The 25,643-nt window shown below is 39.7% G+C and carries 22 protein-coding genes; 11 read left to right on the top strand and 11 right to left on the bottom strand.

Features of this window, described 5'->3' with window-relative positions; genetic code table 11:
• Positions 1 to 43: 43 nt before the first annotated feature.
• From AC5JL8_RS00965 to AC5JL8_RS00950, 4 genes are all read right to left on the bottom strand, one after another.
• On the bottom strand, positions 44 to 1,150 hold the full coding sequence (locus tag AC5JL8_RS00965; RefSeq protein ID WP_495877905.1) for a glycosyltransferase family 4 protein: 1,107 nt from the start codon (positions 1,148 to 1,150) through the stop codon (positions 44 to 46).
• Positions 1,151 to 1,297: 147 nt separating this feature from the next.
• Positions 1,298 to 2,110 carry a methyltransferase domain-containing protein gene (locus AC5JL8_RS00960; RefSeq protein WP_495877904.1) on the bottom strand — a complete coding sequence of 271 codons (813 nt, stop codon included), beginning with the start codon at positions 2,108 to 2,110 and terminating at the stop codon, positions 1,298 to 1,300.
• Between the two features lie 13 nt (positions 2,111 to 2,123).
• Positions 2,124 to 3,437 carry an MATE family efflux transporter gene (locus AC5JL8_RS00955; protein ID WP_495877903.1) on the bottom strand — a complete coding sequence of 438 codons (1,314 nt, stop codon included), beginning with the start codon at positions 3,435 to 3,437 and terminating at the stop codon, positions 2,124 to 2,126.
• Positions 3,438 to 3,999: 562 nt separating this feature from the next.
• Positions 4,000 to 6,195, bottom strand: coding sequence for a GumC family protein (locus AC5JL8_RS00950; RefSeq protein ID WP_495877902.1), 2,196 nt, complete (start codon positions 6,193 to 6,195; stop codon positions 4,000 to 4,002).
• A gap of 697 nt (positions 6,196 to 6,892) precedes the next feature.
• On the opposite strand from AC5JL8_RS00950, the gene AC5JL8_RS00945 reads away from it, so the two are divergent.
• A complete protein-coding gene (locus tag AC5JL8_RS00945) occupies positions 6,893 to 8,311 on the top strand; it encodes a sugar transferase (RefSeq protein ID WP_495877901.1) in 1,419 nt (472 codons plus the stop codon).
• A complete protein-coding gene (galE, locus tag AC5JL8_RS00940) occupies positions 8,308 to 9,387 on the top strand; it encodes a UDP-glucose 4-epimerase GalE (RefSeq protein ID WP_495877900.1) in 1,080 nt (359 codons plus the stop codon). Before AC5JL8_RS00945 ends, galE begins: the two co-directional genes overlap by 4 nt.
• A gap of 37 nt (positions 9,388 to 9,424) precedes the next feature.
• On the opposite strand, the gene pgsA is transcribed toward galE, so the two are convergent.
• Positions 9,425 to 9,928, bottom strand: a complete 504-nt coding sequence (pgsA, locus tag AC5JL8_RS00935) for a CDP-diacylglycerol--glycerol-3-phosphate 3-phosphatidyltransferase (RefSeq protein WP_495877899.1) — start codon at positions 9,926 to 9,928, stop codon at positions 9,425 to 9,427.
• A 418-nt stretch (positions 9,929 to 10,346) separates the two neighbouring features.
• Between pgsA and AC5JL8_RS00930 the strand changes: the two genes are divergently transcribed.
• The 3 genes from AC5JL8_RS00930 (at position 10,347) to AC5JL8_RS00920 (ending at position 14,048) form a co-directional block, all read left to right on the top strand.
• Positions 10,347 to 11,783 carry an aspartate ammonia-lyase gene (locus AC5JL8_RS00930; protein ID WP_495877898.1) on the top strand — a complete coding sequence of 479 codons (1,437 nt, stop codon included), beginning with the start codon at positions 10,347 to 10,349 and terminating at the stop codon, positions 11,781 to 11,783.
• Positions 11,784 to 11,852: 69 nt separating this feature from the next.
• Positions 11,853 to 12,824, top strand: coding sequence for an Npun_F2552 family protein (locus tag AC5JL8_RS00925; protein WP_495877897.1), 972 nt, complete (start codon positions 11,853 to 11,855; stop codon positions 12,822 to 12,824).
• Between the two features lie 1,035 nt (positions 12,825 to 13,859).
• Positions 13,860 to 14,048, top strand: coding sequence for a TLTLP motif-containing protein (locus AC5JL8_RS00920; protein WP_495877896.1), 189 nt, complete (start codon positions 13,860 to 13,862; stop codon positions 14,046 to 14,048).
• Between the two features lie 581 nt (positions 14,049 to 14,629).
• On the opposite strand, the gene AC5JL8_RS00915 is transcribed toward AC5JL8_RS00920, so the two are convergent.
• The 4 genes from AC5JL8_RS00915 to AC5JL8_RS00900 form a co-directional block, all read right to left on the bottom strand.
• Positions 14,630 to 15,025 carry a response regulator gene (locus AC5JL8_RS00915; RefSeq protein WP_495877895.1) on the bottom strand — a complete coding sequence of 132 codons (396 nt, stop codon included), beginning with the start codon at positions 15,023 to 15,025 and terminating at the stop codon, positions 14,630 to 14,632.
• A gap of 191 nt (positions 15,026 to 15,216) precedes the next feature.
• A complete protein-coding gene (psb34, locus tag AC5JL8_RS00910) occupies positions 15,217 to 15,387 on the bottom strand; it encodes a photosystem II assembly protein Psb34 (protein WP_495877894.1) in 171 nt (56 codons plus the stop codon).
• Positions 15,388 to 15,627: 240 nt separating this feature from the next.
• Positions 15,628 to 16,440: a PhnD/SsuA/transferrin family substrate-binding protein gene (locus tag AC5JL8_RS00905; protein ID WP_495877893.1), complete on the bottom strand. Its 813-nt coding sequence runs from the start codon at positions 16,438 to 16,440 to the stop codon at positions 15,628 to 15,630.
• Positions 16,433 to 16,732 (bottom strand): hypothetical protein, encoded by a 300-nt coding sequence (locus tag AC5JL8_RS00900; RefSeq protein WP_495877892.1) that lies wholly within the window; start codon positions 16,730 to 16,732, stop codon positions 16,433 to 16,435. The genes AC5JL8_RS00905 and AC5JL8_RS00900 overlap by 8 nt, the downstream gene beginning before the upstream one ends.
• Before the next feature lie 188 nt (positions 16,733 to 16,920).
• Here AC5JL8_RS00900 and AC5JL8_RS00895 point away from each other — a divergent pair, with 188 nt between their 5' ends.
• The 4 genes from AC5JL8_RS00895 to AC5JL8_RS00880 all read left to right on the top strand — a co-directional run bounded on the left by AC5JL8_RS00895 (position 16,921) and on the right by AC5JL8_RS00880 (position 19,965).
• A complete protein-coding gene (locus AC5JL8_RS00895; protein ID WP_495877891.1) occupies positions 16,921 to 17,553 on the top strand; it encodes a bifunctional 4-hydroxy-2-oxoglutarate aldolase/2-dehydro-3-deoxy-phosphogluconate aldolase in 633 nt (210 codons plus the stop codon).
• A gap of 57 nt (positions 17,554 to 17,610) precedes the next feature.
• Complete coding sequence (locus AC5JL8_RS00890) at positions 17,611 to 18,126, top strand: L,D-transpeptidase (RefSeq protein WP_495877890.1); 516 nt, start codon at positions 17,611 to 17,613, stop codon at positions 18,124 to 18,126.
• A 791-nt stretch (positions 18,127 to 18,917) separates the two neighbouring features.
• Positions 18,918 to 19,463, top strand: a complete 546-nt coding sequence (locus AC5JL8_RS00885; RefSeq protein ID WP_495877889.1) for a L,D-transpeptidase — start codon at positions 18,918 to 18,920, stop codon at positions 19,461 to 19,463.
• 220 nt (positions 19,464 to 19,683) lie between these two features.
• A complete protein-coding gene (locus tag AC5JL8_RS00880; protein WP_495877888.1) occupies positions 19,684 to 19,965 on the top strand; it encodes a type II toxin-antitoxin system prevent-host-death family antitoxin in 282 nt (93 codons plus the stop codon).
• Positions 19,966 to 20,220: 255 nt separating this feature from the next.
• Here AC5JL8_RS00880 and AC5JL8_RS00875 read toward each other — a convergent pair whose 3' ends face one another.
• Entirely contained in the window at positions 20,221 to 21,819 is a 1,599-nt protein-coding gene (locus AC5JL8_RS00875; RefSeq protein WP_495877887.1) for an Hsp70 family protein, read from the bottom strand.
• 59 nt (positions 21,820 to 21,878) lie between these two features.
• Positions 21,879 to 22,826 carry a UV DNA damage repair endonuclease UvsE gene (uvsE, locus tag AC5JL8_RS00870; RefSeq protein ID WP_495877886.1) on the bottom strand — a complete coding sequence of 316 codons (948 nt, stop codon included), beginning with the start codon at positions 22,824 to 22,826 and terminating at the stop codon, positions 21,879 to 21,881.
• A gap of 469 nt (positions 22,827 to 23,295) precedes the next feature.
• Here uvsE and AC5JL8_RS00865 point away from each other — a divergent pair, with 469 nt between their 5' ends.
• Both AC5JL8_RS00865 and AC5JL8_RS00860 read left to right on the top strand, forming a co-directional pair.
• Positions 23,296 to 23,514 carry a hypothetical protein gene (locus AC5JL8_RS00865; protein ID WP_495877885.1) on the top strand — a complete coding sequence of 73 codons (219 nt, stop codon included), beginning with the start codon at positions 23,296 to 23,298 and terminating at the stop codon, positions 23,512 to 23,514.
• Positions 23,515 to 24,018: 504 nt separating this feature from the next.
• Positions 24,019 to 25,416, top strand: coding sequence for a hypothetical protein (locus AC5JL8_RS00860; protein WP_495877884.1), 1,398 nt, complete (start codon positions 24,019 to 24,021; stop codon positions 25,414 to 25,416).
• The last annotated feature ends 227 nt before the right edge of the window (positions 25,417 to 25,643 follow it).

Genomic DNA, 25,643 nt, shown 5'->3' with positions numbered 1-25,643 from the left:
TATATATCAGAAATATTTAGCTAAAAAAATTAATATTAATTTTCTATATTAATGAGCGATACAGAGAACAAGTTTGTTTTGCACAGGCTTCCCATGAGAAAGCTTTAACTCTCTGTTTTCCAAGTTTAATAAGATTTTTAGCTCTCTCAGAAGAGTACAAAACTTTTTCTAAAGAATTAGCAATACTTTCTGTACTATAAGGGTCAAAAAACTCAGCTGCTTCTCCAGCTACCTCTGGCAATGAACTAGTGTTGCTACAAACAACAGGACACTCAAGCGACATTGCTTCTAAAAGTGGTAATCCAAATCCTTCGTATAAAGAAGGATAAATAAAAACAGATGCTTCACGGTAAAGCTTAACTAAAGCTTGATCGTCTGTTGTAACATGAATAACTTTATTTCCATTTAGACCTAATTTACAAATCAGATCTAACTCATGAGTAGAAAAAGAATTTGCTCCACAGCAAATTAGATTAAAATCCCTTTGTATATTCTGGTTGCTAGCATAGGCTTGCAATAACCTCTCAAAGTTTTTGTAACCTGCACGTTGCCCAACATATAAAATATAAGGCTTAGATTGAATGTTTAGTTTCCAATCAATTTTGCTTTTATGAATAAGAGAATGTCCAAGATAAATCACAGATACTTTGTCAGGATTAATGTCCAAAATTTCTAATAAATCTTGTTTAGTACTGTTAGATATACATATAATATGATCAGCACGTTTAGTGGCTTCTATTTTAGAGAGAGTGAGTTCTCTGTCTAATTTATTGTTTAAAAGGAAATTAAATTTTTCGTGAATCATATCATAAACTGTTACTACAGTTCTAGAACCTTTAGGTGCTATTCTAGTTGTTGAATAATAAGTTTCATGTATAATACTAGGTTTATTAGACTTTAACCAAAATTTAGAAAATTGAGCATTGAGTTTGTCTATTAAGATTTTAGTTTTAGGAATATGTTGACGTTGCATACCAATTACTAACTCAGGATTGACACTTTCTAAGTGCTTATTTATATATGAACAAGCAAGAATTTTAACATCAAATCCCTCTATTTGGGCAATTCTATTAGCAACCTCACATATATAGCGAGATATACCTCCATACTTTTGTTCATTAAATATTTGATAATCATAGACGATTTTCATAAAATTAATTATTTTTGCAAGCTATGGTTAATTTATTTATATTTAAAAGATATAGATTAATTATAAATTATTGATTTTAATATTGATAATTTTCTATATATTAAATAGGATATAAAAACTAAATTAGCGTAATCAGCATAGCATAATTTAATTTTTGATAGTTTTAAATTTAGTAGTAATTTTACTCAAATCATTGTAGTCTGTAACCGTTTTGGATCTCATTTCTCTTTTGACATATTTACAACAAATATTAGCAAAATTTCCGGACATTTTTTCTAAAACGAATGGATATTTTATCTGTCTATTAGTCATAATATGGAAGTTATTATATGAATAAAAAAATAGCGATAGTTGATCCGCTATCAGCTTAAGTGTTTTAGCTTGATAAAAAGAGATATGCTGCCCAGTGCCGAATGAATAATACCACCATGATTGAGGAGATGGGGGGCTTCCTTGAAACAAATCTGTCGAAAAAATAATTGTCGATGTCCCTGAATCTTTTAAAGATTTATCAATAAATTCAATAGGATTATAAATATGTTCCAATACCTCAAAAGCAGTTATTGCAGAAAAAATATTAGTGGTAGCAGATGCCTCAAAGCCTTTAGCAAGAATATTTTCACAATATAAGTCAGACCAATAAAAATCAAAACCAATATCTCTCATTAGCCTTGTTAGCATTCCATAACCACCTGCAATATCCAAATATTTGCCTTGTTTATCAAAAAAGAAGAAAAGAATACAAGCTAGTTTTTTAGAAATTGCAATATTTCTTGCAACTAAACCAGTGTCTACATCTGCGATCGCACTATTATAAGCTTCTTCTAACCAATATGGTTGTTCTGTCTGGAGCAAGCCACAGTTGTTGCAGTATAGATAGGTAATATCATATTTATTAAGAATAGTTTCTTTGAAATAAATATCTCTCGTACAAGAGCATATAGGACAATCTTTACTCATTTTATTTACTCATTTAATATTCACCACTTTTGATTCTTAACCTTAGCTTGTTTGTAATATCACCGCCTACTGCTCCTAAAGAGAATAATAAAATGCAAATTCCAGTAGACCAAGCGACTCCTGAAACGCCTATTAAATTACCTAATATTATTGATAATACAATATTGCTCATAGCAGAAACAGGAGCAACTATAGTTTGTAATTTTAATTCACCTAACCCATTGACTAACATTGCTACACATTGAGATATGCAATTTAATACTGTTGTAAACAACATTGCCAAAACTAAACTATTATGTGGAATTGCTTCTTTATTAACCAACAAGCTCAAAATTTGAGGAGAAAATATAACCAGTAAACTACTTATACATACAGACCATATAAAACTAAACAAAATGGACATTTTAAAAGTTTTAATAATCCAAGAGAAATCTCCTCTTGTTGAAGCTTCACTGTAGGCTGGCCAAAGAGAAATAATAAAAGAAGATGAAATATAAATTACAATAGAGAACAATTTTAGAGTTACTCCATAGCTTGCTACTGCACTTGTCCCAAACAAATGAGCAACAATAAGAAGATCAGTTTGAAAAATTAAAATTGCTGAAATTTGGGCAATCCAAAACTGCAAGCCAGTGTTTAAAAGCCACCTAGATTTGCGAAAATTAAAATATTTAAGTTTAGGTATTAACCATTTGCGTCGAAATCCAAATAAATGGATAGTAGAAAAAATATCTCCTATTAGTAAAGTTCCAAAGCAAGATGCTATTAATAAGGGTAGATTAGCATGAATATGAATAGCACCGATGAGACCAATTACTGATAAAACACTACCTAATACACTCCATATTTGATAATAATAACCTTCTTGATAGGCTCCATAGATGCGACCGGGGATTGACAATGGTAAACGGATTACAAACAAAATAAAACATACAGAAATGGATGCTCCTATATCTTTTTTAGCCATTGGGGAACTTACATTAAATATTTGTTCCCAAGCAATCAATGGAGAGGTTAATAAAAAAACAAATAGTAATAATAATGCTATTCCTAACATTAAGTAAAACGTATTTGTGACAGCCTCTTGTGCCATTTTCTTATCTTCTTTACCGTCAGCTACCGCAAGTGCATTTGTTAGACTATTTGCTAGTCCCAAGTCAGCAATGCTGATCCAGTTTAATAAGTTGCTCAGTATCAACCATAGCCCAAATATTTCTGTTTCTAAGTATTTAGCTGTAAGTGGAATGGTAACAAGTCCAGCTATGATTGAAATTCCTTTGACAACTAAAGTTGTCAGACCGGTTACACCTGCACGACGAATTCTCATTCGTCCTCTATCTATAGAATTGCTAGTTAAATATTGGAACAGCTGTTTGAATTGCCGCATTTTTTGATTGAATTAAGATTCTTTAAAGCTTAAGCTAGACTTATCTTGTATATAAAATGCAGATGAATTAAATTGTTAGCTTTGACTTGACCACCATTTTTACCACATTGCTCATTTTATAGTTTGCTTGCTCATCCTAAATTTCTTCTGGCTTTACTTGGATAGCCTTGTCCAATAGTAATCTTAGATGGTCTTAATAAATTATCATCAACGACAACATAATTTTACCAATCTAAACTTACATAACTAAAAGCTTCTTTAGTTTGCATTTCCAAAGCTTTCGCTAGAATCTGCATTATAAAATTTGATGGGTTTACTAATAAAAAGAATTGCCTCTAAAAGGTTCAGCGTCCTAAGAGCAAAACTTTCAAGCGTTTCTACCAGTTGTTCAAAAGAAAGACTAGTTGAGCTAAATCAGCATCAGCTCTATCTTGACCTGATACTTCAGAGATCAGTGCTTTTTTATGCACTAGTAGATAGTTAATTTCAACACACACATCTATCAAGAAAGCTTAATTTTGGGCGTTTTAACATCAACTTTTCCATTTTTAGAATGTCCATTTTGATGATAGTAACCCTTAGAATAGTAGCCTCCATAGCTGCTACTAGCAGTAATACCATTGACGACCATTCCTAAAACCCGCTGACCAGACTGCGCTAACAGAGTTTTTGTAGCAGTCGCAGCTCCAGAGTCAACTACACCAGGACGTACAACTAACAAAATCCCATCCACTAACTTACCCAATATTTGTGCATCTGCAACCGCAGTCAAAGGTGGAGCATCAATAATTACAAAGTCATAGTCATTAGTAGCCTCTTGAATTAAAGCAGCCATCCGTTTTGACTCTAAAAGTGCAGCAGCATTGGGTGGAATTGTGCCAGCAGTTACTAAATCTAAGGTCATCAGCGCTTCTTTGGTAGTTGTTGCTAACTCAGCCTGATTGACTAAAATATTACTCAGCCCTATCAGGTTAGATTGTTCCCAAATTTTATGTTGGCGAGGGCGACGCATATCTGCATCTATCAACAGCACTCGACGTCCACTCTGTGCTGCTGCTACTGCCAAGTTAGCTGTTACAAAAGATTTACCTTCGCCTGGAACTGAACTACTGACAACAATCACTTTCAGCATCTTGTCAGAAATGCTGAAACTTAAATTAGCTTGGAGCATCTCAAAAGCTGCGGACTCAGGCGTATAAGGACTGTTGAGTACAGGCAATTCTGCACCGCTTTCACCATCACTTCCCTTGGCTTTTTCAGCTAAAGGAATCGTACCTAATAAGGGATAGTCTAACAGCCCCTTAACTTCCTCAATAGTCTTCAGCGAATTATCTATAGCTTCTAGCATTAGCGCAGTTCCCACACCTAGCACAATTCCTAAAACTCCACCCAGTGCCAAGTTTAAGGGAATAATAGGAGATACTGCTCTATCGGGAATTAAAGCCTGAGAAATTACCCGCGCATTACCGATGTTCTGGTTTTCTAAGACCTCAACTTCCTGTAATTGCTTCAGGAGTTGTTCATAGGTAACTCGTGCTACCTGCAACTGTCGCTGTAGCTGTAGCTGTTGTTGTTCCAGCCGGGGTAAAATATCCAAGCGGCTTCGGTTGAGTACGTATGCTTGGCGCAATTCTGCTAATCGGTTTGCCAGCGCCAACCGTTCAACTTCTGACTTGACTAAATCCTCGGTCAAGGTCTGCTTGAGTTCTCCTATTTGCAAGTTTTGCTCTGGCACAAACTCGGAGTTGCCGAGAGTTTGGGCAACTCGCCCTTCTAATTGACTTCTAAGTGCAGTTTCTTTCTGCTCTAGATTAATCACCATAGGGTGCTCATCACTAAAGCGAGTCCGTACCACAGCCAACTCATCTTGCACTTTCTGATAATCTGTGAGTACCTGCTGCACACCAGGGGATTGGCTTAAGGTACTTAGTTCTACAGCCTGTTGTGTGTTTAATGCTATTTGGCTTTGTAAAGCCCTAGTACGGGTATTAGCATCTACTAGGTCTGCTTGGGCTTTAGTAATTTGCTCCCCTAAAGTCTGAAGACCTTCTACTCCAGCTTTTGCTTCTACCTCCAGCGCTATTACCCTGTTTCTTTCTTTGAAACGACGCAGAGACATTTCCGCTTTCAAAACTCTTTTTTCGACCTCAGGCAATTGCTTATTCAAAAATTCCCTTGCAGACCTTGCCTCAGCACGGTTATTACGAACGTTACTCTCCAAGTAATAGCTCATCAGGGAATTAATTACAGATGCTGCTTCCTGTGGATTGGTACTACGGTAGGAAAGCTGCATCACATCTGTTCCTCGGATAGTCTTCAGTTTCAGTAGTTTGAGAAACACTTCTATGGAGAGAGGTCTACCCTTGCTATCCTTGAGCTTCAGGGTGCTAATAGTTTTTTGGATAATAGGATATGAACGAATGACCTCGGCTTCTGTATCCACTGGGTTGCTGAAGTTGGTCAAACCGCTTAATTCTCCTACTTGTGAAGACAGACCAGTGAGCGATGACACTCCACTCTGTTTGTTGAACAACAGCTTGGCTTGCGATTCGTAAACTGGTTTTTGGAGGAAGGTGACCAAGGCTGTCAGTCCAAACACAGAGCCAATCACAGTTGCTGTCACTGGCCAACGCCTTTTCAGTATCGGCCAGTACTGTTGAAAATCAATAAGGTCACGGTCGTCTTGCTGAGTAGGCATACATTATGTACTAAAAAATTACAAATAATTTAAGTTGGCGCTGCACCTTGCGCCAACACAATTATTACTCCAACAACATCAGATGAGGATCGTTAGTTTTGATATTTATTGGCTATTTTCTGCAAAATATCTGGATTCCCAAAATGTCCTGATTATTTTATACTACTTTCTATTATCCCTTTATTAAGAATCCTACCTTTGACACAGTCATTGGCGTGCATAAAAACAATTTATACAATTTAATATAAGTGACAATAATTACTTATAGATTTTAGGTTTTTATTATAACTTGAGTGAGGCCACCGCAACTGCTGCGCGTGACCGCTTCCTGTTTTGCATAATCTAATTTAAGCAGGTAAAAGTTTATGCGTCAGTATTTTGCGACTTGGTGGATATGCCTGCGTCCTTAACTAAATTAACCTCATCTACTAAACAACTACAGGTAATCACAAAGATTATGGTATATATATATACAGCATATATGCCGTTTTACCACTTAAAAGGTCCGAGAATTATTCTTAAATATATAAGAAAGTTTGTAACTGAACTAGTATTCTTTAGCACATTTATAAAATGTTAATCGGCAAATTTCATAATGATGCTGGTTAACAATACCGAGAAACAAGCACTGTAAAGTGCAAAAATTTGACTAGTCACAGATTGTTGATCGCAAAATCAAGAGTAGTATAAAATACTTATGTTCAATATACCATTTCACGGTGACAGCGGAAGTATTAATTTACCAAAAATCCCGCGCTTTTTGCCTGCATTACTTTTGGTAGGAGATATTTTTGGTTTAGTCATCTGTTTAGGGCTGGCTTTTTGGTTTCGTCTGGGGCAACTGCTTGAGGGTTTTGATTTAGTTGTTTGCGGGTTTATACTGTTGGTTCTCGCAGGACTTTATCTAGGAGATACTTACCATCCAGATAGCCAAATCGCGGGTTTACGTGCTCCATCTCGGATACTGATCAGCAGTTTAATAGTTGGTGGAATTACATCGGCTCTCATTTATTTATCTGGAACTTGGGGGCAGCACCCACTTTTGGGACGGGGAATTTTGCTGGTCAGTTTAGGAATGTTTACAAGCTGGGCAGTGATCTTAAGGTTATGGGCAGTCAAATGGTTGCGATCGCACGCCGAGCAAAGTCGTTGGCTCATACTAGGTGCTAACAAAAGTGCGAGCAATTTTGCACAAATGTTCCTTATGCAAAATCCTTTGGGGCGTTTGGTTATACTTGCGGAAGCAGATCAAAATCTCACCCATTTAACAGAAACACAATGCCAGCTAATTTATGGAGGTTGCCTTAGTGACTTACCGTCTTGGAGTCAGCAACCTTGGTCGGGAGTGGTAGTGGCAACCCAGATGGATTTCTCTGATACACACATACAGCAGTTGATGCAACTGAGGCTACAAGGTATACCAGTTTACAGGTTACCTGATATTTGCGAAATCTTATGGTACAAACTTCCCTCATCCTTGCTTGAAGACAAGTGGTTGGCTTTTAGTGCTGGTTTCAACCTAGTAGCTGGTGGTATTAGTCTAAAGCTGAAGCGATTGACAGATCTGATGTTGGCAGCGCTTTTACTTACTCTTTTGTTTCCATTAATGCTATTGACAGCAATAGCAATTAAGTTAGATAGCCCAGGTTCAGTTTTCTATAGTCAAGTACGAACAGGGTTGTACGGTAAGCCATTTAAGGTTTACAAATTTCGTTCAATGTATCAAGACGCTGAGAAGCGGGGCGCACAATGGGCCAGTCAACGCGATCCCCGGATCACCAGGGTGGGATACTGGCTACGAGTATTACGAATCGATGAATTGCCTCAGATTTGGAATGTGTTGCGCGGGGATATGAGCCTGATTGGCCCCCGTCCAGAACGACCAGAGTTTGATGTGAAACTCAAAGAAGCAATTCCGTACTATGAACTGCGTTATTTAGTAAAACCAGGAATTACTGGCTGGGCACAGGTATTGTACCCCTACGGGGCCTCGGTTGAGGATGCGTATGAAAAGCTAGCTTACGACCTCTATTACATTAAAAATTATTCCTTTTGGTTGGATATAGCGATCGCCTTTAAAACGGTCAGGGTTGTTTTATTAGGTAAAGGCAGATGAACGAAAAAGTGTTAGTGACAGGCGGTGCGGGCTATATTGGTTCCCACGTAGTACGTCAGTTAGGTGAAGCTGGTTATGACGTGGTGGTGTATGACAATTGCTCTACAGGAGTGCCCAAAGCCGTATTGCATGGTGATTTGATTATTGGTGATTTAGCAGATACAGACCGTCTTTACCAAGTATTTGCCAAACACAAATTTAGTGCAGTCCTGCACTTTGCTGCTAGTTTGGTTGTACCAGAATCAGTTGCCAATCCTTTAGATTACTATGCAAATAACACGCGTAATACATTGAATTTGCTCCGCTGCTGTAGTGTACTGGGCGTTAACCAATTCATATTTTCTAGTACAGCAGCAGTTTATGGTGAGCCTCAAGAAAATCCTGTTACGGAGTCTACTCCTACTCTACCTATTAATCCCTACGGACGCTCAAAGCTGATGAGCGAATGGCTGATTCAAGACTACGGGCTAGCTTCTCGGATGCGGTACGTGATTCTGCGCTACTTTAATGTCGGAGGAGCCGATCCTAGTGGGAGACTAGGACAGAGATCACGCGCTGCAACTCACCTAATTGCAGCTGCTTGTAATACGGCACTTAAGCGCCAGCCAGAATTGCGAATTTATGGCACAGATTTTCCTACCCCAGATGGTACTGGAATTCGAGACTATATCCACGTCGAAGACCTAGCAGCGGCCCATGTCGATGCTTTAGATTACCTAGAACAGGGCGGAGAAAGCCAAATTCTTAACTGCGGTTATGGGCAAGGTTACAGTGTACGGCAAGTCATTGAGAGAGTAAAAACAATTTCTGGGGTAGATTTTCCTGTTATCGAAACAGAACGCCGTCCTGGTGATCCCGCCTGTGTTACAGCTTGTGCAGAGAAAATTCGCCAAGTATTGGGTTGGAAACCCAAGCATAACAACTTGGATGACATAGTTTACACTACCCTCGCCTGGGAAATGCATCAGGAAAAATTGCGGCCGACAGCATTAATGCAGAAACTCATCTCGATCAGCAAGGAAAGAACTGCACGGTCTAAAGTTACTGAAATTGCCTTTAGATTACCTCAGTCTTAACAACATGGATCATTGCAATTACACAATTACTAATAAATCATTCTTGCGGCAGAAGATAAATTAACCCTGAGATTAACGTTAAGACAACAGAAACCCAAAAAGCAATTAAGGATGGGATATGCCACATTGCTGATAATGGTGCAATTAAAAGTGCGATCGCCACTATCTGACTGACGGTTTTGAGTTTACCCCAAATATTTGCCCCTGTGATTGTTGTTTGATTCACTCGCCAACCAGCGATCGCTAATTCCCGCGCTAAAATGAGAAACACTCCCCAAGCTGGCACCTGTCTTAGCTCAACTAAAACCAGTAATGGTGCCAATACCAGCAATTTATCTACTAAAGGGTCGAGAAATTTCCCCAAATCGCTAATTTGGTTGAGTTTCCGCGCTAAATAGCCATCTAACCAATCAGTCAATGCAGCAACCAAAAAAATTGCTAAACATACCCACTTCGCTTGGGTTGTCGGGTTGTATAAGCCGTAAAGCAAAAATGGTATCCCCAATAGCCGAGAAAACGTAATCCAGTTGGGTAAGGTCATAAGAAATTAAAACAAGGGGAATTTATAGCCTTATCCATCTATTTAAACCACAATTTTGCCTTATTATCTGTGCCTTCCCTTCTTTGTACCGGAGACACTACGCGTAACTTGCTTCCTCATAGGGATACGGGTTCTGCTTTGCAGTATGCGCGAGAAAACTACTAAAATCACCCAAAAGATAGATATTTAAGCTTTACTATAGATACTTGAATTATTGCCTAAAAAGTGAATTCTATCAATTCAAAAAATCTTTGCAACACATCGACCCATCTGTAAGGGCGCAAAGCTGTGCGCCTCTACTCATGTATTTGTCGCACTCTTATTTCAAATTGATATTAGATCCTGAATCTCATATCTCCACATCTTTCACTAGGCGTGGGATGATCTGTGTTTTGACATTCTTGAAACAATACTAACCATGACTTTACAAACAGATTCCCAATTCCGCATCGAACGCGATTCGATGGGCGATCGCCAAATCTCCAGTAGTGCTTATTACGGCATTCAAACACTACGCGCAATAGAAAACTTTCCTATCAGCGGAATTAAGCCATTACCTACTTACGTAGATGCTTGTTTACTAATTAAAAAAGCTACAGCAATTGTCAATGGAGAATTAAATTGTATTCCCCAAGAGATAAGTCAGGCAATTGTGCAAGCATCTGAAGAGATACTTGCAGGAAAGTTACGCGAGCAATTTGTCGTCGATGTCTATCAAGCCGGTGCAGGTACTTCTCACCACATGAATGTCAATGAAGTCCTGGCGAATCGTGCCTTAGAAATTCTTGGTGATGAAAAAGGCAATTATAAGCGTGTAAGTCCCAATGACCACGTTAACTATGGGCAATCTACCAATGATGTAATTCCGACTGCAATTCGCATTGGTGGATTATTGGCACTATCTAAAACACTACACCCCGCCTTAGATCAGGCGATCGCAGCCTTAGAAGATAAAGCCACAGAATTTCAACACATCGTCAAATCTGGCAGAACTCACTTGCAAGATGCTGTACCTGTGCGCTTGGGCGATAATTTTCGTGCTTGGGCACAAATATTAACAGAACATCAAAATCGGATATATACTGCCTCTGGGGATTTGATGGTGCTGGGTTTGGGAGGTAGCGCCGCCGGAACAGGTTTAAATACTCATCCCCTTTATCGTGCCCGTGTTGTAGAAGTTCTATCTCAATTGCTTAACTCTCCTTTAGAACCTGCGCCCCACCTAATGGCAGCAATGCAGAGTATGGCTCCATTTGTGAATGTATCTGGCGCTTTACGCAACTTAGCGCAGGATTTAGTCAAAATATCCCACGACTTGCGGCTGATGGATTCGGGGCCAAAAACTGGGTTTAAAGAAATTCAACTGCCGCCAGTGCAACCTGGTTCCTCGATTATGCCAGGTAAGTATAATCCCGTGATGGCAGAGATGACATCAATGGTGTGCTTTCAAGTCATGGGTTACGATAGTGCGATCGCTCTGGCCGCCCAAGCAGGACAATTAGAATTAAATGTCATGATGCCGCTAATTGCCTATAACCTAATTCACAGTATTGAAATTTTGGGTAACACTATTGCTGCACTCACTGAACGCTGCATCAAAGGAATTATTCCCAATCAAGAACGTTGTTTAGCCTACGCTGAAGGCAGTTTAGCTTTAGTAACAGCGCTAAATCCTCACATTGGTTATCTCAATGCTGCGGCTGTAGCCAAAGAATCCCTGGAAACTGGCAAATCTTTGCGGCAGATTGTCCTTGAACGTGGGTTGATGAGTGAAGCGGAATTGGCCGCAGTGTTAAATTTAGAACAAATGAGTGGTATCTTACCCCTCAGGTCAGAACCAAGCAACGTGGAGTAGAAACTAAAGTAGGAAGATATAGGTAAAGAAATTCTTGCTTTTATCTTTACTACTCGTAATTTACGATCCATGCCAACTCAAAAACCATCTGTCAGTTTAATCCGCGCTACTTCCTACAAACGAGAAGCTTTACGCGAGTCTTTAGTAACGCTGCTAGAACCTTTGGGAGGAATAGCAGCTTTTGTTAAAAAAGGCGATCGCGTCTTGCTCAAACCTAATCTGCTCACAGGATCGCGTCCTCGTAAAGAGTGTGCTACCCGTGCTGAACTAGTTTACGAAGTTGCCCAAATGGTAATTGAGGTTGGTGGTAAGCCATTTTTAGGAGATAGTCCGGCATTTGGCAGCGCTAAGGGAGTAGCTGTGGCAAATGGCTATCTCCCAATTTTAGAAGAACTCAATTTGCCGATAGTTGATTTTCATGGCAAGCGTTACCAAACCCTGAGCGAAAATTTTAACCATTTGTTACTTTCCAAAGAGGTGATGGAAGCAGATGTGGTGATTAACCTGCCTAAAGTAAAATCCCATGCCCAACTGACATTAACACTAGGAGTAAAAAATTTATTTGGTTGCGTCCCCGGCAAAATGAAAGCTTGGTGGCACATGGAAGCAGGAAAAGACGCAAACCGATTTGGTGAAATGTTAGTAGAAACTGCCAAAGCAATTAACCCTAACTTAACAATTTTGGATGGCATTATTGGTCATGAAGGTAATGGCCCCAGTAATGGCGAACCTCGTGCATTGGGTATTTTGGCAGCAGCATCAAATGTATTTGCCCTAGATCGGGCAATGGTAGAAATCCTCAATGTTCCACCGCATCAAGTACCCACTGTCGCAGCTTCCCAAAGGCTAGGAGTCTGTCCAGAACTCGCTGCTATCGATTTCCCTAACTTAGAACCTGACTTACTCCGCATCGAAGATTGGCAGTTACCAGACAAATTAATTCCTATCGATTTTGCTATGCCTCGTGTAATTAAATCCACGTTTAAACATCTTTACATTCGGTTTATTAAAGAACCAATGACTGTTTATGGTAGACGTTAAGTGAACAAGTGCAACCTTTGCTACAACAATTGCAAAATTGGTAGAGTAAGCTACAACTACCCTCCGATTGCTTAACCAGACCGCCCTACTTAGCGGCGGCTTTTTTCATTGATCAATTTGCTTTCAGAGTTCTCACATAACATTTTTGATTCTTACCAAACTCTGCTTTATGACTATATATTCTGGATGAGTATAGGTCAGGCACTAAGCTGTTAAGCATTTAATTTGCACATTGAGACCGCAGGGGAGCAGGGGGCAGGGAGCAGGGGAGAGGGTTTGCAGCTTTTATTACCATGAAAATGGTGCAATTTAAATGACGATTAGCTTAGCAATGTCTAGCAACCAACCACTGCAAATCTAAATCTATGACTAAGGTATTTTTACTCTACCTATATATAGATTGACAAAAATAAATAGATATTAATCAATCCAGATAATTTGTTTTCTATAAAATTTTTGATGTAAGCACTGAATAAATAATGCCAAACTCAGTGATGTATATGTAGTGATTAAGTGGAGATTTTTAGTTAAAAAGTAACATTATCAGTTGAGATGATGTCTGAAAGATTTTTGGGTGTAACTACGGTTGAAGTAGTAATAAGACGATTTTATTATCAGTGTATTTTCGGCATTTATTTTATGTAACATAAACAAACATTTTCCTTGGAACTACCTTATACAAAAGATTTCAGGATGTTATACTAATGCAATAACGCCCAGATATGTTGGAAAAATCAATCCGTAAATAGCTAACAAAAGGTGATTTATAATGCTATAAATATAATCTGTGCTTAACTTATAGTTTATACCGTAAGGTAAGTGAGCTTCAAATATTAGCTACTCGGTTAAAGCCTGAAAAATTTGTGTAGAAATGTGTATCAAGATTTTCTAGTAGCAATCCGTTGTTATGACAGTTATAAAACTGGTTAAAATTAAGTTCAAATACACAGTTGACAGGCAAAAAATAGTTAAAATAGAATCAAGGCTCTCTTGTAGAGAGTAAACCTAACAGTGATTGATGAACTTCAATTTTGTATGAATTCAAATAGCCAGTCTGCCAACTCTACCGACACATATTCCCATCGCTTGGCAGACATTGTGGGAACTGCGATCGCTCTCTTAACCTTGACATTACCTGTATTTGTCATTGCCCACTATTCTTCAACTAATGTACAGAATAGCCAGCCACAGCTGATCTATAATTTACACAGAAGTCAAGATTAGATGGAAATTGCCAGTAGTAATTCACCAGCAAGAGATGCCAAAAAGAGGTGGAAGATGGCTTAGAGCGTCTAGATGGTGAACCACTTTAATGTAAATACTTTACTCATGAAACATGCTATATCGATGCATGGAAAATCTAGGTTGGCACAACAACCATAAAGTTTAAAGTACTGCTCAATTGGTTATGAAATTGTATTTCCATACCAGCATACAAATCACTGCGTATTTCCCTCTCTAGGGATGTACTTACTTACAGGATGTAAGAGATTTTGGTAATCAAAAAAATAAGCAAAGACCAAACTTTAAGCCAATATTCCTGTATGTAGATGATGAAAAATAATCTGAATCTGTGTTGTTAAACACTAAATTCAGGATAAAAGTTAGTAGCCTGCGATGTTTAGTGTAATCGCAGGCTACTAACTTTTGAAGCTATAGGACTCTTATTTGATTTTTGAAATATATGTAGGGGCAGCCCTGCGCCCTTACGGGTTTCCCGGCTTAAAGCACCTGGCGTTGGGCATTCATTGCCCACCATATCCGACTGTTATATAAAAAATTTTTAGAAAACCCTTAACTGATCCTTAACTGATCCTTCTAAACAGATTAGTAACCACACAGACCAATTCATCCAAGATGACCGGCTTGGATAAATACATCTGAAAACCAGCTTCTAATGCATATGCACGGTCTTCCTCTTTAGCAAAAGCAGTTAGGGCAATAGCTGGAATCCATCGGTCTCGCGCCGCTTCTAAATTTCGGACTTTTGCCAGCAGTAAGTGGCCTGCTTCATCCGGTAAATAGATTTCGCTGATCACGATGTCCGGTAGAAAACCGGACATTACATTTAGAGCTTCACTAGCTGTTGCAGCAGCTTTTATTTCATATCCCTCGGTTTCAAAGAGAATCTTGAGCAATTCTCTAGTGTCAGCATGGTCATCAATAATTAGCAAGCGTAGACCACACTGATGGATTGACAATGCATTAATCATTCCTTCCTGTACTTTTTCACCCCTTGCTTAACTGTACAAATACTAAGTTTGGGAGCCGGTACGGTTTCGCACATCGCACCCTAAGAGAAAATTGCAAAAAAAACCTCGGCGAAACTAACCGAGGTAATTAGGAGAAGTCCAAATGACGATGAGAGATACCGATACCGAAGCTAAAAAATCTAGCTAACGCCCAAGGCAACCAAAATTAAAGTGGTAACAAGTAATGTAGCGAATGCCCCTTGGAGTGCGTAGGTGCGTTGTGTGTCTTGGTCGGGGTAAGCAGCATAGTAAATTTTTGGTTCAGTAGCGTAATTATTTAAAATGCCTTGTTCATTAACTGTTGTATACATAGTCTTTTCTACTTTTTATTAATTTATGTAACTTAATTTAACAATATTGTTACAATACGTCAATACTACTTGACAAAAAATTGTGGATAGTAGTAATAATTTCAGCTTATCAGGGAGTGACACTAATACCTTTTGGGTGACTGGGGACAAAAGAGGTCTGAGTCCTGAGTGAAAAGAGTAAAGTTGCTCAAGGCTGTTTCGGTGAAACGTAAAACAACCAGATAGGTTATATTATGTCCGCTAGCTAATTGTCAGATATCCCGCTTTGAGAGCAGCATTGTAGATTTCTGCGATCGCTTCGTACTCTGCTAACTCGACTGGGGCAAAACGCTGAACTCCTACTCGTTCCATTGCTGTCTTGAGTTCTACATCTGGCTGAAGCAAAGTTAACTGCAACTGCTGAATCAGATATGTGTCAAGATGTTGGGCTGCAACCAAAGGTGGCATAGGATAAGGGCCAAGTATCTCTACAACTCGTAAATGCTGAGATAGCTCAGGGAAATCACGCAACTCTTGCTCTAGTACAACGCTATCAATAGCAGCACAGTCTAAGCGCCCTTCTACCACCCACCGAATCGAACGCTGGTGAGAGCCTGATTGCACAACCTTACCGAAAAATGGTTGGGGATATCTCCCTTGTAACAATCGATGACGCAGCAAATTATAGCCGCTGTTAGAGCCTGGATCGTTGTAGCACAGCATTGTACCCGCCAAATCATCAAATCTTGCCAGATTGCTGGCGGCATTTACTATCACATCTGAAAAGTAAATTGGACGATTTTGATAACGCGGTGCTTGCATCACTGGGGCAACCACAGGCTGCAACTGATCTGAGACTATCTGACAATAGCGAATTAGGGGTAATCCACAAATGAAGGCTAGGTCTAGCTGGTCTTGTAGGAGCAGGGGGTCTAATAGTGGATCGCATTCACCCTGCTTTAACTGCGTTTCCAGCCCCAACATACGACCTAAATAAGCCAACACTGCTTCGTAGAACCCAAACCAATTGGGAGCTAGGTAAGAAATAACTTGTAGCTTTTTTAACCTAGTCACTTGTTGATTTGGGTGTATTTTTACTAGTAGTGAACGCTGGTAGTAGCTTTCGGTAAGACCAATGAACACCTAAAAAAATCATACTCATCAAGGTTAACAGCATAATGCCAGAAATTGTCCCGTATGCTTTACCATGCCACAAAAATCTTTGTATTGATGTTCCGCCTAGTCGCACAAATTTCCACAGGCTGCCTTGATTGCAGCGCTTGGAATCATCGTGAATCTTAATTTCCAAGGATTCTGTGTTTTCTTGTGCAAAAACGCCCAAGGGCTTACTACCAAGCATCGCCATTTTTACTACTCCTTTAGACCCCAATATCAGGACGCTTAATTAAAACCACTAAATCGGTAGATTTAACGTAGATTATATGCAATATCGCATAGCTTTGTTCCAGAAGCAAGCTTGAGTGTGGATTGCTTTTCCTGTGTCACGCTGGTAGTGGAGATTTTTATGCCGTTTGCTTCTCAGTCACAGTCAAAATGTCTAATCAAGTTTGGTTATCACAGTTGCAACAACACCGGGCGATCGCAGTAATACGTGCGCCAAAAATCGAGTTGGCAAGGCAAATGGCTTTGGCAGTAGCATCTGGGGGAATGCAGCTGATTGAAATTACCTGGAATAGCGATCGCGCTGGGCAATTAATCAGTCAACTCCGCACAGAATTACCAAACTGTATGATTGGTACTGGTACATTGTTTAACGCCCAGCAGTTGCAAGAAGCGATCGCCACTGGAGCGCAGTTTCTCTTCACACCTCATGTTGATCTAGCTATGATTCAAGCAGCAGTGGAGAAAAATGTACCCATCATTCCAGGGGGGCTTTCTCCCACAGAAATTGTTACCGCTTGGAGTCATGGCGCTAGCTGCGTCAAAGTATTTCCTGTAGAAGCAATGGGAGGGGCTAATTATATCAAAAGCCTGCAAGGGCCATTGGGTCAAATCCCCTTAATTCCTACTGGGGGAGTGAACCTAGACAATGCCAAAGAATTTTTACAAGCAGGGGCGATCGCTGTTGGTTTAAGTAGTCAATTATTCCCCAAACATCTAGTAATCGAAGGAAATTGGCACGCTATTACTAAACAGACGAAAAAATTGATACAACAGTTAGAGTAAGTACTTTAGGGCAAAAACGGAAATTTTTCCCTAAACTTCCTAATTAGGTGTGGATTTATGAGGAACAGACTATTTTATCATCGCTGGATACGCCAGTTACCAATATTGCTTACTGGTATAGCACTGTCTTTGAGTGTTGCAAATCTGGGAGCCAGTGAAGTCTCGGCCAATACAAAGAACGAGAAAATTACCCAAGCTATCGAGACATTACAACAATCCCAGCAACGGTGGATACAAATTAATCTTTCAAAGCAAAACCTAGTTGCTTGGGAAGGTAAAACACCTGTGTATGCGATTACCATTTCTACAGGTAAAAAATCTACCCCTACCCGCGTTGGTAGTTTTAAGATCCAATCTAAGCACAAATCTACCCGAATGCGGGGTAGGGACTACGATGTTCCTAATGTACCCCATGCAATGTTTTACCAAGGCAACTACGGTATTCACGGTGCTTATTGGCATCGTAGATTTGGAACTCCAGTTAGCCACGGCTGTGTAAATGTTGCCCCTAACCATGCTAAATGGTTATTTGATTGGGCATCAGTGGGTACACCGATTGTTATTCATAAATAACTAAACCTCTGAAACACTAAGCCAGAGCGATCGCTAACTAACCTAAATTTGTTTTATGTGTAAGCGATCGCCCTGCAACCTAACCCTAAGTCATGCCTATTCTGTCAGTCTGGGGAAGAAGAATAATTGTAGGACAAATTTGGATAATTTTAGTTACTTAAAAAGATTTGTCTGCCCTAAGCTACCAGCCTCGGCAATGCCCATCCCATTCATGGGGTCTTACTTGAGACAGATTAAAATCTGTAGCCGATTCACCTGTGATACCACTTTACTAGCCTTAAGGCAGTTATAAATTACAGCTAGTTATAAAACAATAATATTAATAAATTACTAAAAGCGATCGCATAAAAATCATGTCATAGAAAATTGGCATAAGCCGCTAACAAAAATTTGAAAAATATGTAGCCTTTGAACAGATTAATTTACGATTATTCTATTCGTAATCAACTTATCTGTATTAAGTAGTAAGACATGAATAAATTAAACATATAAGTTGAAAATTGGGAAATGCTACTTGAAATATCAAGCGCTAAGTCAAGGATAAAACCATCTTTGGTTTCACTGATAAACTTGCTAAACTTGCATATTTTCAGGTTGAAGAAATGCCTCTAATCATTTCCTAAATTTACCCATCTGTTCAACATAACTCAATTGTTATCTGACAAAAGTATGTTGTACAAGAGGTGAGTAAAGCGTAAAGGAACAAGATAAATTTAGCCTCTTCCATCTTTATTTGTCAGATTTTTGCAACAAGCCTCATGTTTAGCAGCTTAACTCAAAGGTAATACTTCATGCAAAGCAGGATGCACATTAGCTGGTTACGTTGCTCAGGAACTTTCTGTACAAGTGTAATGTTAGTATTGGCAACTTTTTTCTCTTGGTCACTGCCAATCACGGTTGATCCAAACTTTGTTACAGCTAGGGCGGCTTCAGTAGATAGTAGCAAAAACACTGTATCTAAATCTAAATCTAAACAGATAACTCAATCTCGGCGGATTGAAATTGACTTATCTGAACAACGGCTATCTGCATGGGAAGGTAAAAAACGTGTTTATTCCTTCCGAATTTCTACAGGTAAACGCTCAACTCCCACACCCACAGGTAAGTTTCAAATTAATTCTAAGTATCGCATTAACAGAATGCGCGGTAGAACCTACGATATTCCTGATGTCCCTTATGCCATGTATTTTTATGAAGGATATGCCATTCATGGTGCTTATTGGCATAACAAATTTGGAACTCCAGTTAGCCACGGTTGTGTGAATTTGCCAGTCAAAAAGGCGCGTCAACTATATAATTGGGCAAAAGTTGGGACTGTAGTAGTAGTGCGAAAATAGGGCATGGTGCATAGGGCATAGGGCATTGATTTTCATGCCTTAGTTGTGGGATTTTCCCGTGGGTAGCTGACATGAAAAAGTGCTGAGTGCTGAGTAGTGAGTGATGAGTGGTGAATCAGAAAGTCTCTCCTACCCCTCTGCCCTCTGCCTTTCTTTGTAAATTTATGGATATAATTAATATCTATAATAGACATAATTATGGACTGAAATAGGTAGTGGGATGAACTGGGGAATTGCAGAAGCAAAACAGAAATTTTCCGAACTGATTAAGGCAGTAACAAAAGAACCACAACTTATCTACAACCGGAACCAACTAGTAGCGGTTGTTGTGGAAGCTGAGATGTTTGAAGAATTCCTGGCTTGGCGTCAGCAGCGTGAAAAGATGTCTCTAGCTGATGCTTTTAACAAACTGCGCCAAATCGCTATTGAGGAAGATTACACCCTCGAAGTACCCTCTCGTCAAGACCGTCCCAACTCTTTTGCTGATGCGATCAATTTTTAAATCCCTTTAGTTGAAATAGGCTTTTGATGCGATCGCCCCCTAGATATTCTAGTGGTGCGAGTACATGATTATCTTTATTGTCAAGACGATGGGTAATTAGGCGATCGCTCTATGTCAAACAATATTTCATTTTGAGAATAAAACCATAGATGGACACCGATAAATACAGATTTTTATCGGTGTCCATCTGTGTTTATCTGTGGTTCAAAATGATCAACCAAGATTTTTTGTAAGATGACGATTCAATAGTTATCGTTAACTCAACTGTGCCACAAGTTGATTTTCTAACACCGTGTCATTGGTTAATAAGTCCTCAACTGTGATTCGCAAAAAGCGTTGCTCATCAACTTGAAACTGGATTTTAATCCGATCGCTTCCTGGAAATCCTGGTGGTGTAAGTTGGGCAATTGTCCTAGCACCTTCCTTATCATTGAGGGGTTTAACGGTGGTTTCTCCACTATCAATACGACGGGTAATTAGGCGATCGCCATCAAAATAAACTTCGGTGCTGCCTGTGTCTGCTCCCAATTCTCCCATAATTAACTCAATGCTGGGCTGATTTTCCAAAGATGCGCCTAAAACTAATTCTACTGGCTGACTCATGGGGTAAGCTTGTCCAGCTTTAATGATCGGATGCCAACTGTGGCGATGGTTACGACGATCCCAATAACGGACACCGTAACTATGATAGAGAAAGTCCTTGATTTCTACGCCTTGAGTGATTTGTAATGCACCTTGGGCGATCGCTTCAAAGGGACGTTCACAACGAATTTTATTTGACTCAAAATACTGTTTTACCCATGTTTGCACTGCTGGTAATTGCACAGTACCACCAACTAACAAAACTGCATTTATATTTGTAAGTTCTATTCCCTGGCGTCGTGCTTGCTGTAACAAACTCGTCATCGAATCATCGAGGCGTTCAAAAAATGCGTGTTCTTTAAGAATATTTTCTAAAGTGTCGCGGTTGAGCTCTAATTCATAGCTTTCAAATGATTCATCGTCAAAATAAACTTCGCTGGCTTGGTTCTGAGTTGAGAGCTGAATTTTGACTCGTTCTGCTAGTCGTGTTGTTAGGGGACTTACCGCCAGTTCTTGAGTTTTGGCAAAGTAATCTACTATCCAAGTATCAATGTCAGTACCACCCAAATTTTGTCCAGCTTTTGCCAGTACACGGGCGGTTTTGACTTTTTGCTTGGAGTCTTCAGCTAAAAATTTATTACCCCACTTCAGCAGAAATCCCACAGGCTTAGTGTTTGCTTGCACGCTTCGATCCAAGCGCACAAGGGACAAATCCAAAGTTCCGCCGCCAAAGTCAATCACCAAGAGAATTTCTTGATCTGCTAAACCATAACCCAAAGCTGCGGCTGTGGGTTCGTCTAGCATCCGCACTTGTTCGACGGGAAGGGCTTGGCAAACTTGTCCTAACCAATGACGATAAGTTTCAAAGCTGTCTACAGGTACGGTTAAAACGAGAGAATCTAACCCGCCTTGCAGTGGTACTAATTGTTCAATTATCTGGGTGAGGAACCATTTACCTACTTGTTCAAAGGTAACGATTTGCCCATCTAGTTCAGGTAAGTAACCTTGAATATCCGCACCAATTCCTCGTTTGAAGCTGCGGAAAAATCGCGCTTCGCCCTTGAGGTCAAGACCGCGATCGCGCACTTGTTGCCCTACTAAAACTTTACCTTGGGTTGCGTCTTCAACATAAACCAAGCTGGGAATTAGTGGCGGATTCAGACTTTGTTGAATTGATAAACCGGGGATATTAAGGGTTTCTGGCTGCTGGGTGACAGGGTTCCAACGAGCAATGACTGTGTTGCTAGTACCAAAATCGATTGCGATCGCCATATCTTAAGTTCTTATTTCGCGCAAAGGCGCAAAGGCGCAAAGTAATGTTTCACGTGAAATTATTGTCCCATAAGCCACCAAGAGCGCAACTGAGCGATCGCCTCCTCTTTGTGTTTGGCTTCGACTTCTATCCACGGTGCTTGATAATAAACACTCGGCATCGCCGTAATCAAATCACTGTGTTTTCGGTCTTTGAAAGCTGTTTCACCATTGGAAATATGGACTAATTGCCAATCTGGGTTGTTCCAAGTTTCCCTAGCGGCGTAAAACATCTCAGCCACACTCGGATCGTCGTAGCTGTCTAAATTTTCGTGGCAAATATGGTGATGGGCATCGAACACCATTGGCACTCCAGCCTGCTGACACACTGCTAAAATTTCACTGGCGCTATAAGCGTATTCATCATTTTCAAAGGTCAAGCGGCTTTTAATTGCTTCTGGTAGTTCTGAGATTACCTTTACCAGTTGTTCAGTACGTTGGGATTTACCGCCATGAATATTCATCAATGACCAAGGCGATCGCGGTAACCCTAACAAGTCTAATGTCCGGGCGTGTCGTTCTAAAATTTTGATGCTTGATTGTAATACTTGGGGAGAATCAGAACTCAGCACCACAAATTGATCTGGATGCAGCACCATTCTGATGCCCAAAGCTTGCGATCGCTGTCCAATTTTAGCTAAATCAGCGCTCATTTCCTCTAATATATTTGCGCCAATTTCATCTTCCATATCACTTAGAGGAAATAAGGCACAGGAAATCCGATAGAGCCGAATCTTGTTCTCCTCACAAAAGGATAGAGCATCATGCAAACGCTGCAAGTTATGCAGATACAATTCTCGCAAGGCGCTTTCACGCTGTTCCAAAGTGAGTTTCAAATAGCGGGTGCGCGTCATTGTCCGAAAGCGCACTCGTTTGTCAACAGTAATGCAAACCAGCCCTAACTCTGGTAGAAAACCATTTTGCAAATTCTGTAGATTAGGTAGATTTTGGTACTGGATTGTGGTCATTAACTAAATTGCTCAAATATTGGCGCTTCTTTGATTTAACTAAGTTCTGTCTTGAGGTGATCAGTATCTAAAGGCAGAAGTCTGAAGCTTAAGGGATGTAGACTCCAAACACTAGGTATCTATATCCCGATTTCTCTCTTAATGTCTGATGTTTTAGAAAATACATCTATCTTTTTCAGTATTCTTGCTTTTGTAAAAATAAATTTTTATGTGGGTTTTGTATTATTTCTGTAATAATTTAGCACGCTTTTTAAGGCAAAAAGCTGCTAACTCATGCTGTTAGCGTTCAACCGACATCACAGAGCCAAAGGAGGAATGTCAAAGAATTTATACGTACCTTATGGCAGTTTAGTCAATAGCATGAAATATTTATTAATATAAATAATATATTCAGCGTCAGGAGTTAAAAAAAGCTCTTACGGGGATTTTGTATCAATCAATGAATTCTTCACCAACGGAGTAGAAGATTATGAATGACCAGAAACCATCAGACTCTAAAGATGCTTTGGGCAATTTGAAGAATGGGATTTGGCTATTTGGCCTCTCATCTTGGTTATTTGGCATTACCGACCGCAGTATTGCTTCCTTTGCAGATGGTTATCTATCTGCTTTAGATCTGACGCAACTATTTACAGCAGCTACATTTTTTGTGGCATGGCTATTTTTGAAGCCAGTATCTAGGACATAATCATCAGATTTACTAGTAATCCATTGCCTAGCTTAATCAAAGTTACCTTGGCGAATTAGTAGATGGAGTTTTAAGAATATGTAGAGATTGAAAAGGTAGATTATGTGAGAGAGAACACTTTTTGCCTCTATAAGGGTGTAAGCCAAAGATTGCAACTAGTGCAAAAAGACACAAGGGGAAAAAGCTGGTTTCATAGGCTTTTCAAACTTTTTAAACTGGATAGTTATTTCCGCAACGCTGCGCTAGGTTATTTTTATGCAAAACAATCGGGGTAATTCTGGAAAATCGCAGAATTACCCCGATTTTTAATTTTGGGGAAAAAGCGCCAATCCTGCTCCCCTGCTCCTGTGCTATCTCAATGTGCAAATCAGATGTGTAACAGCTTAATACCGCTTCTTACTCAACTATTTTGACTAATCACCAAGAAAACCGCTATATTTGCCTGCCAGAAACTTTTGTCAGAATACATCGGTCTGGTTGTTCAAAGTATCTCAGTATTAACCAATGTCTCCTTCTGCTCAAGGCATTCCAGGATTGCCTGATTTAACACATCCCAATGAGCTTGTGCAATTTGGCACCCAAGCGCTCAAAGGTTCACTATTATTTGTATTTTTAGTTCTAGCTTTAGGAATTGCGATCGCTTTGGTAAGTTTTTCTTTGCGTCGTAATCCCTTAGAACAATCAGTTTTCTTTGGTGAATGGGCGATTCGTTACTCTCAACTTTTAAGGGGTTTACAGCATTTAGCTTTAATATTAGTTTTGTTAGTCACAGGATTTTTTCTGTGTTCAACCTTGAGTAATCGTTATCACCACTGGGAACAAGCAAGGGTAGCTCAAGTTGTTGAAAGTGTTGCTGGTGATAAGCTAGAACAAACTGCGCCCCAAGTACGCTATGTAACTAGAGAGCCATACACTTACACAACTCAAATAAAAGACAAGATAGTTAAGATAAATGATACGCAACAGGTCAACCGTTTCCTGACGCTGGCTGGATCGCAAATTCAGGCAAAGCTTGACCAAAGTGTAGATGTTAAAGGTCGCAGTTCTATTTATCGCGTAGATTACACTGCTGAGTATAAAGTTATTAACCCACTTAAAAATATTAATAGTTTTGTCTTTGAAGCACCGCCGCCCAACGGTTATTCACTGCTGGCTAGGTATAAAGTAGAGCGTGATCGCATTAGGCTACAACAAACTAATCCAAATGAGTATAACTTTCCCTTTCGCTTAGAGCCTGGCCAAGAAACCACCTTTAAAGTTACTTACGAAGCGCAAGGTGGGCCACGTTGGGTTTATAACGCAACCGGACAGTTACTTTCTAAATTTCGCCTCATAGCAACTGCCAACTTTAACCCCGTAGATTTTGCTAGTGGCATTGTACCTAACACTATTACAGCTGACAGAAACAGCACCCAATTTACTTGGATATTTGATGATAATGTGTCCGTGAAAAATCCTTTTGGTGTGTTCACTAACACTCAACCAATTTTGAACACAGGTATCATTCCGCGTTTGTTATTATTAGCTCCTGCCTTATTCTTGTGGTGGATATTATTGCTATATTTATCGCTACCAATGAGTTTAAAAAACGTAGCGATCGCTGGTGGCATTTTCTTTGCTTGTTTGCTGACTTTGACTTATATAGGGCGATTAATAAACCCTCAGTTCGCTTGGAGCATTATTTCGCTGCTCTTATTAGCCTTAACATGGGGATTGGGTTCAAATCGTCGTGCTTCTTTGGCTGCAATTATTTGCACTATTGCCGGGGCAATATTACCTGTATTCGGATTATTAGTACCATTTAGCGGTCTGACTCTCAGCCTCGCAGGGTTTCTCTCAGCTGTTTGGCTAACAGTACGTCACTGGTACGGCTGGTACAGTTTACTCCCACAAGATCGTTAAAATCAGCAACGTCGTGAAGTGGATGCAATTAAATAACACGGCGATGCAATTGAATTGCAGACCGATGCAATCGCATTGCAAGTCGATGCAATTGAGTTGCAGGTCGATGCAATTAAATAACACAGCGATGCAATTGAGTTGCAGGTCGATGCAATTGCATTGCAAGTCGATGCAATTGAATTGCAGACCGATGCAATTAAATAACACGGCAATGCAATTGAATTGCA

It is taken from the genome of Mojavia sp. (assembly GCF_059505145.1).
The sequence above is the reverse complement of the archived record's forward strand: the minus strand, read 5'-3'. Positions and strand labels throughout refer to the sequence as shown.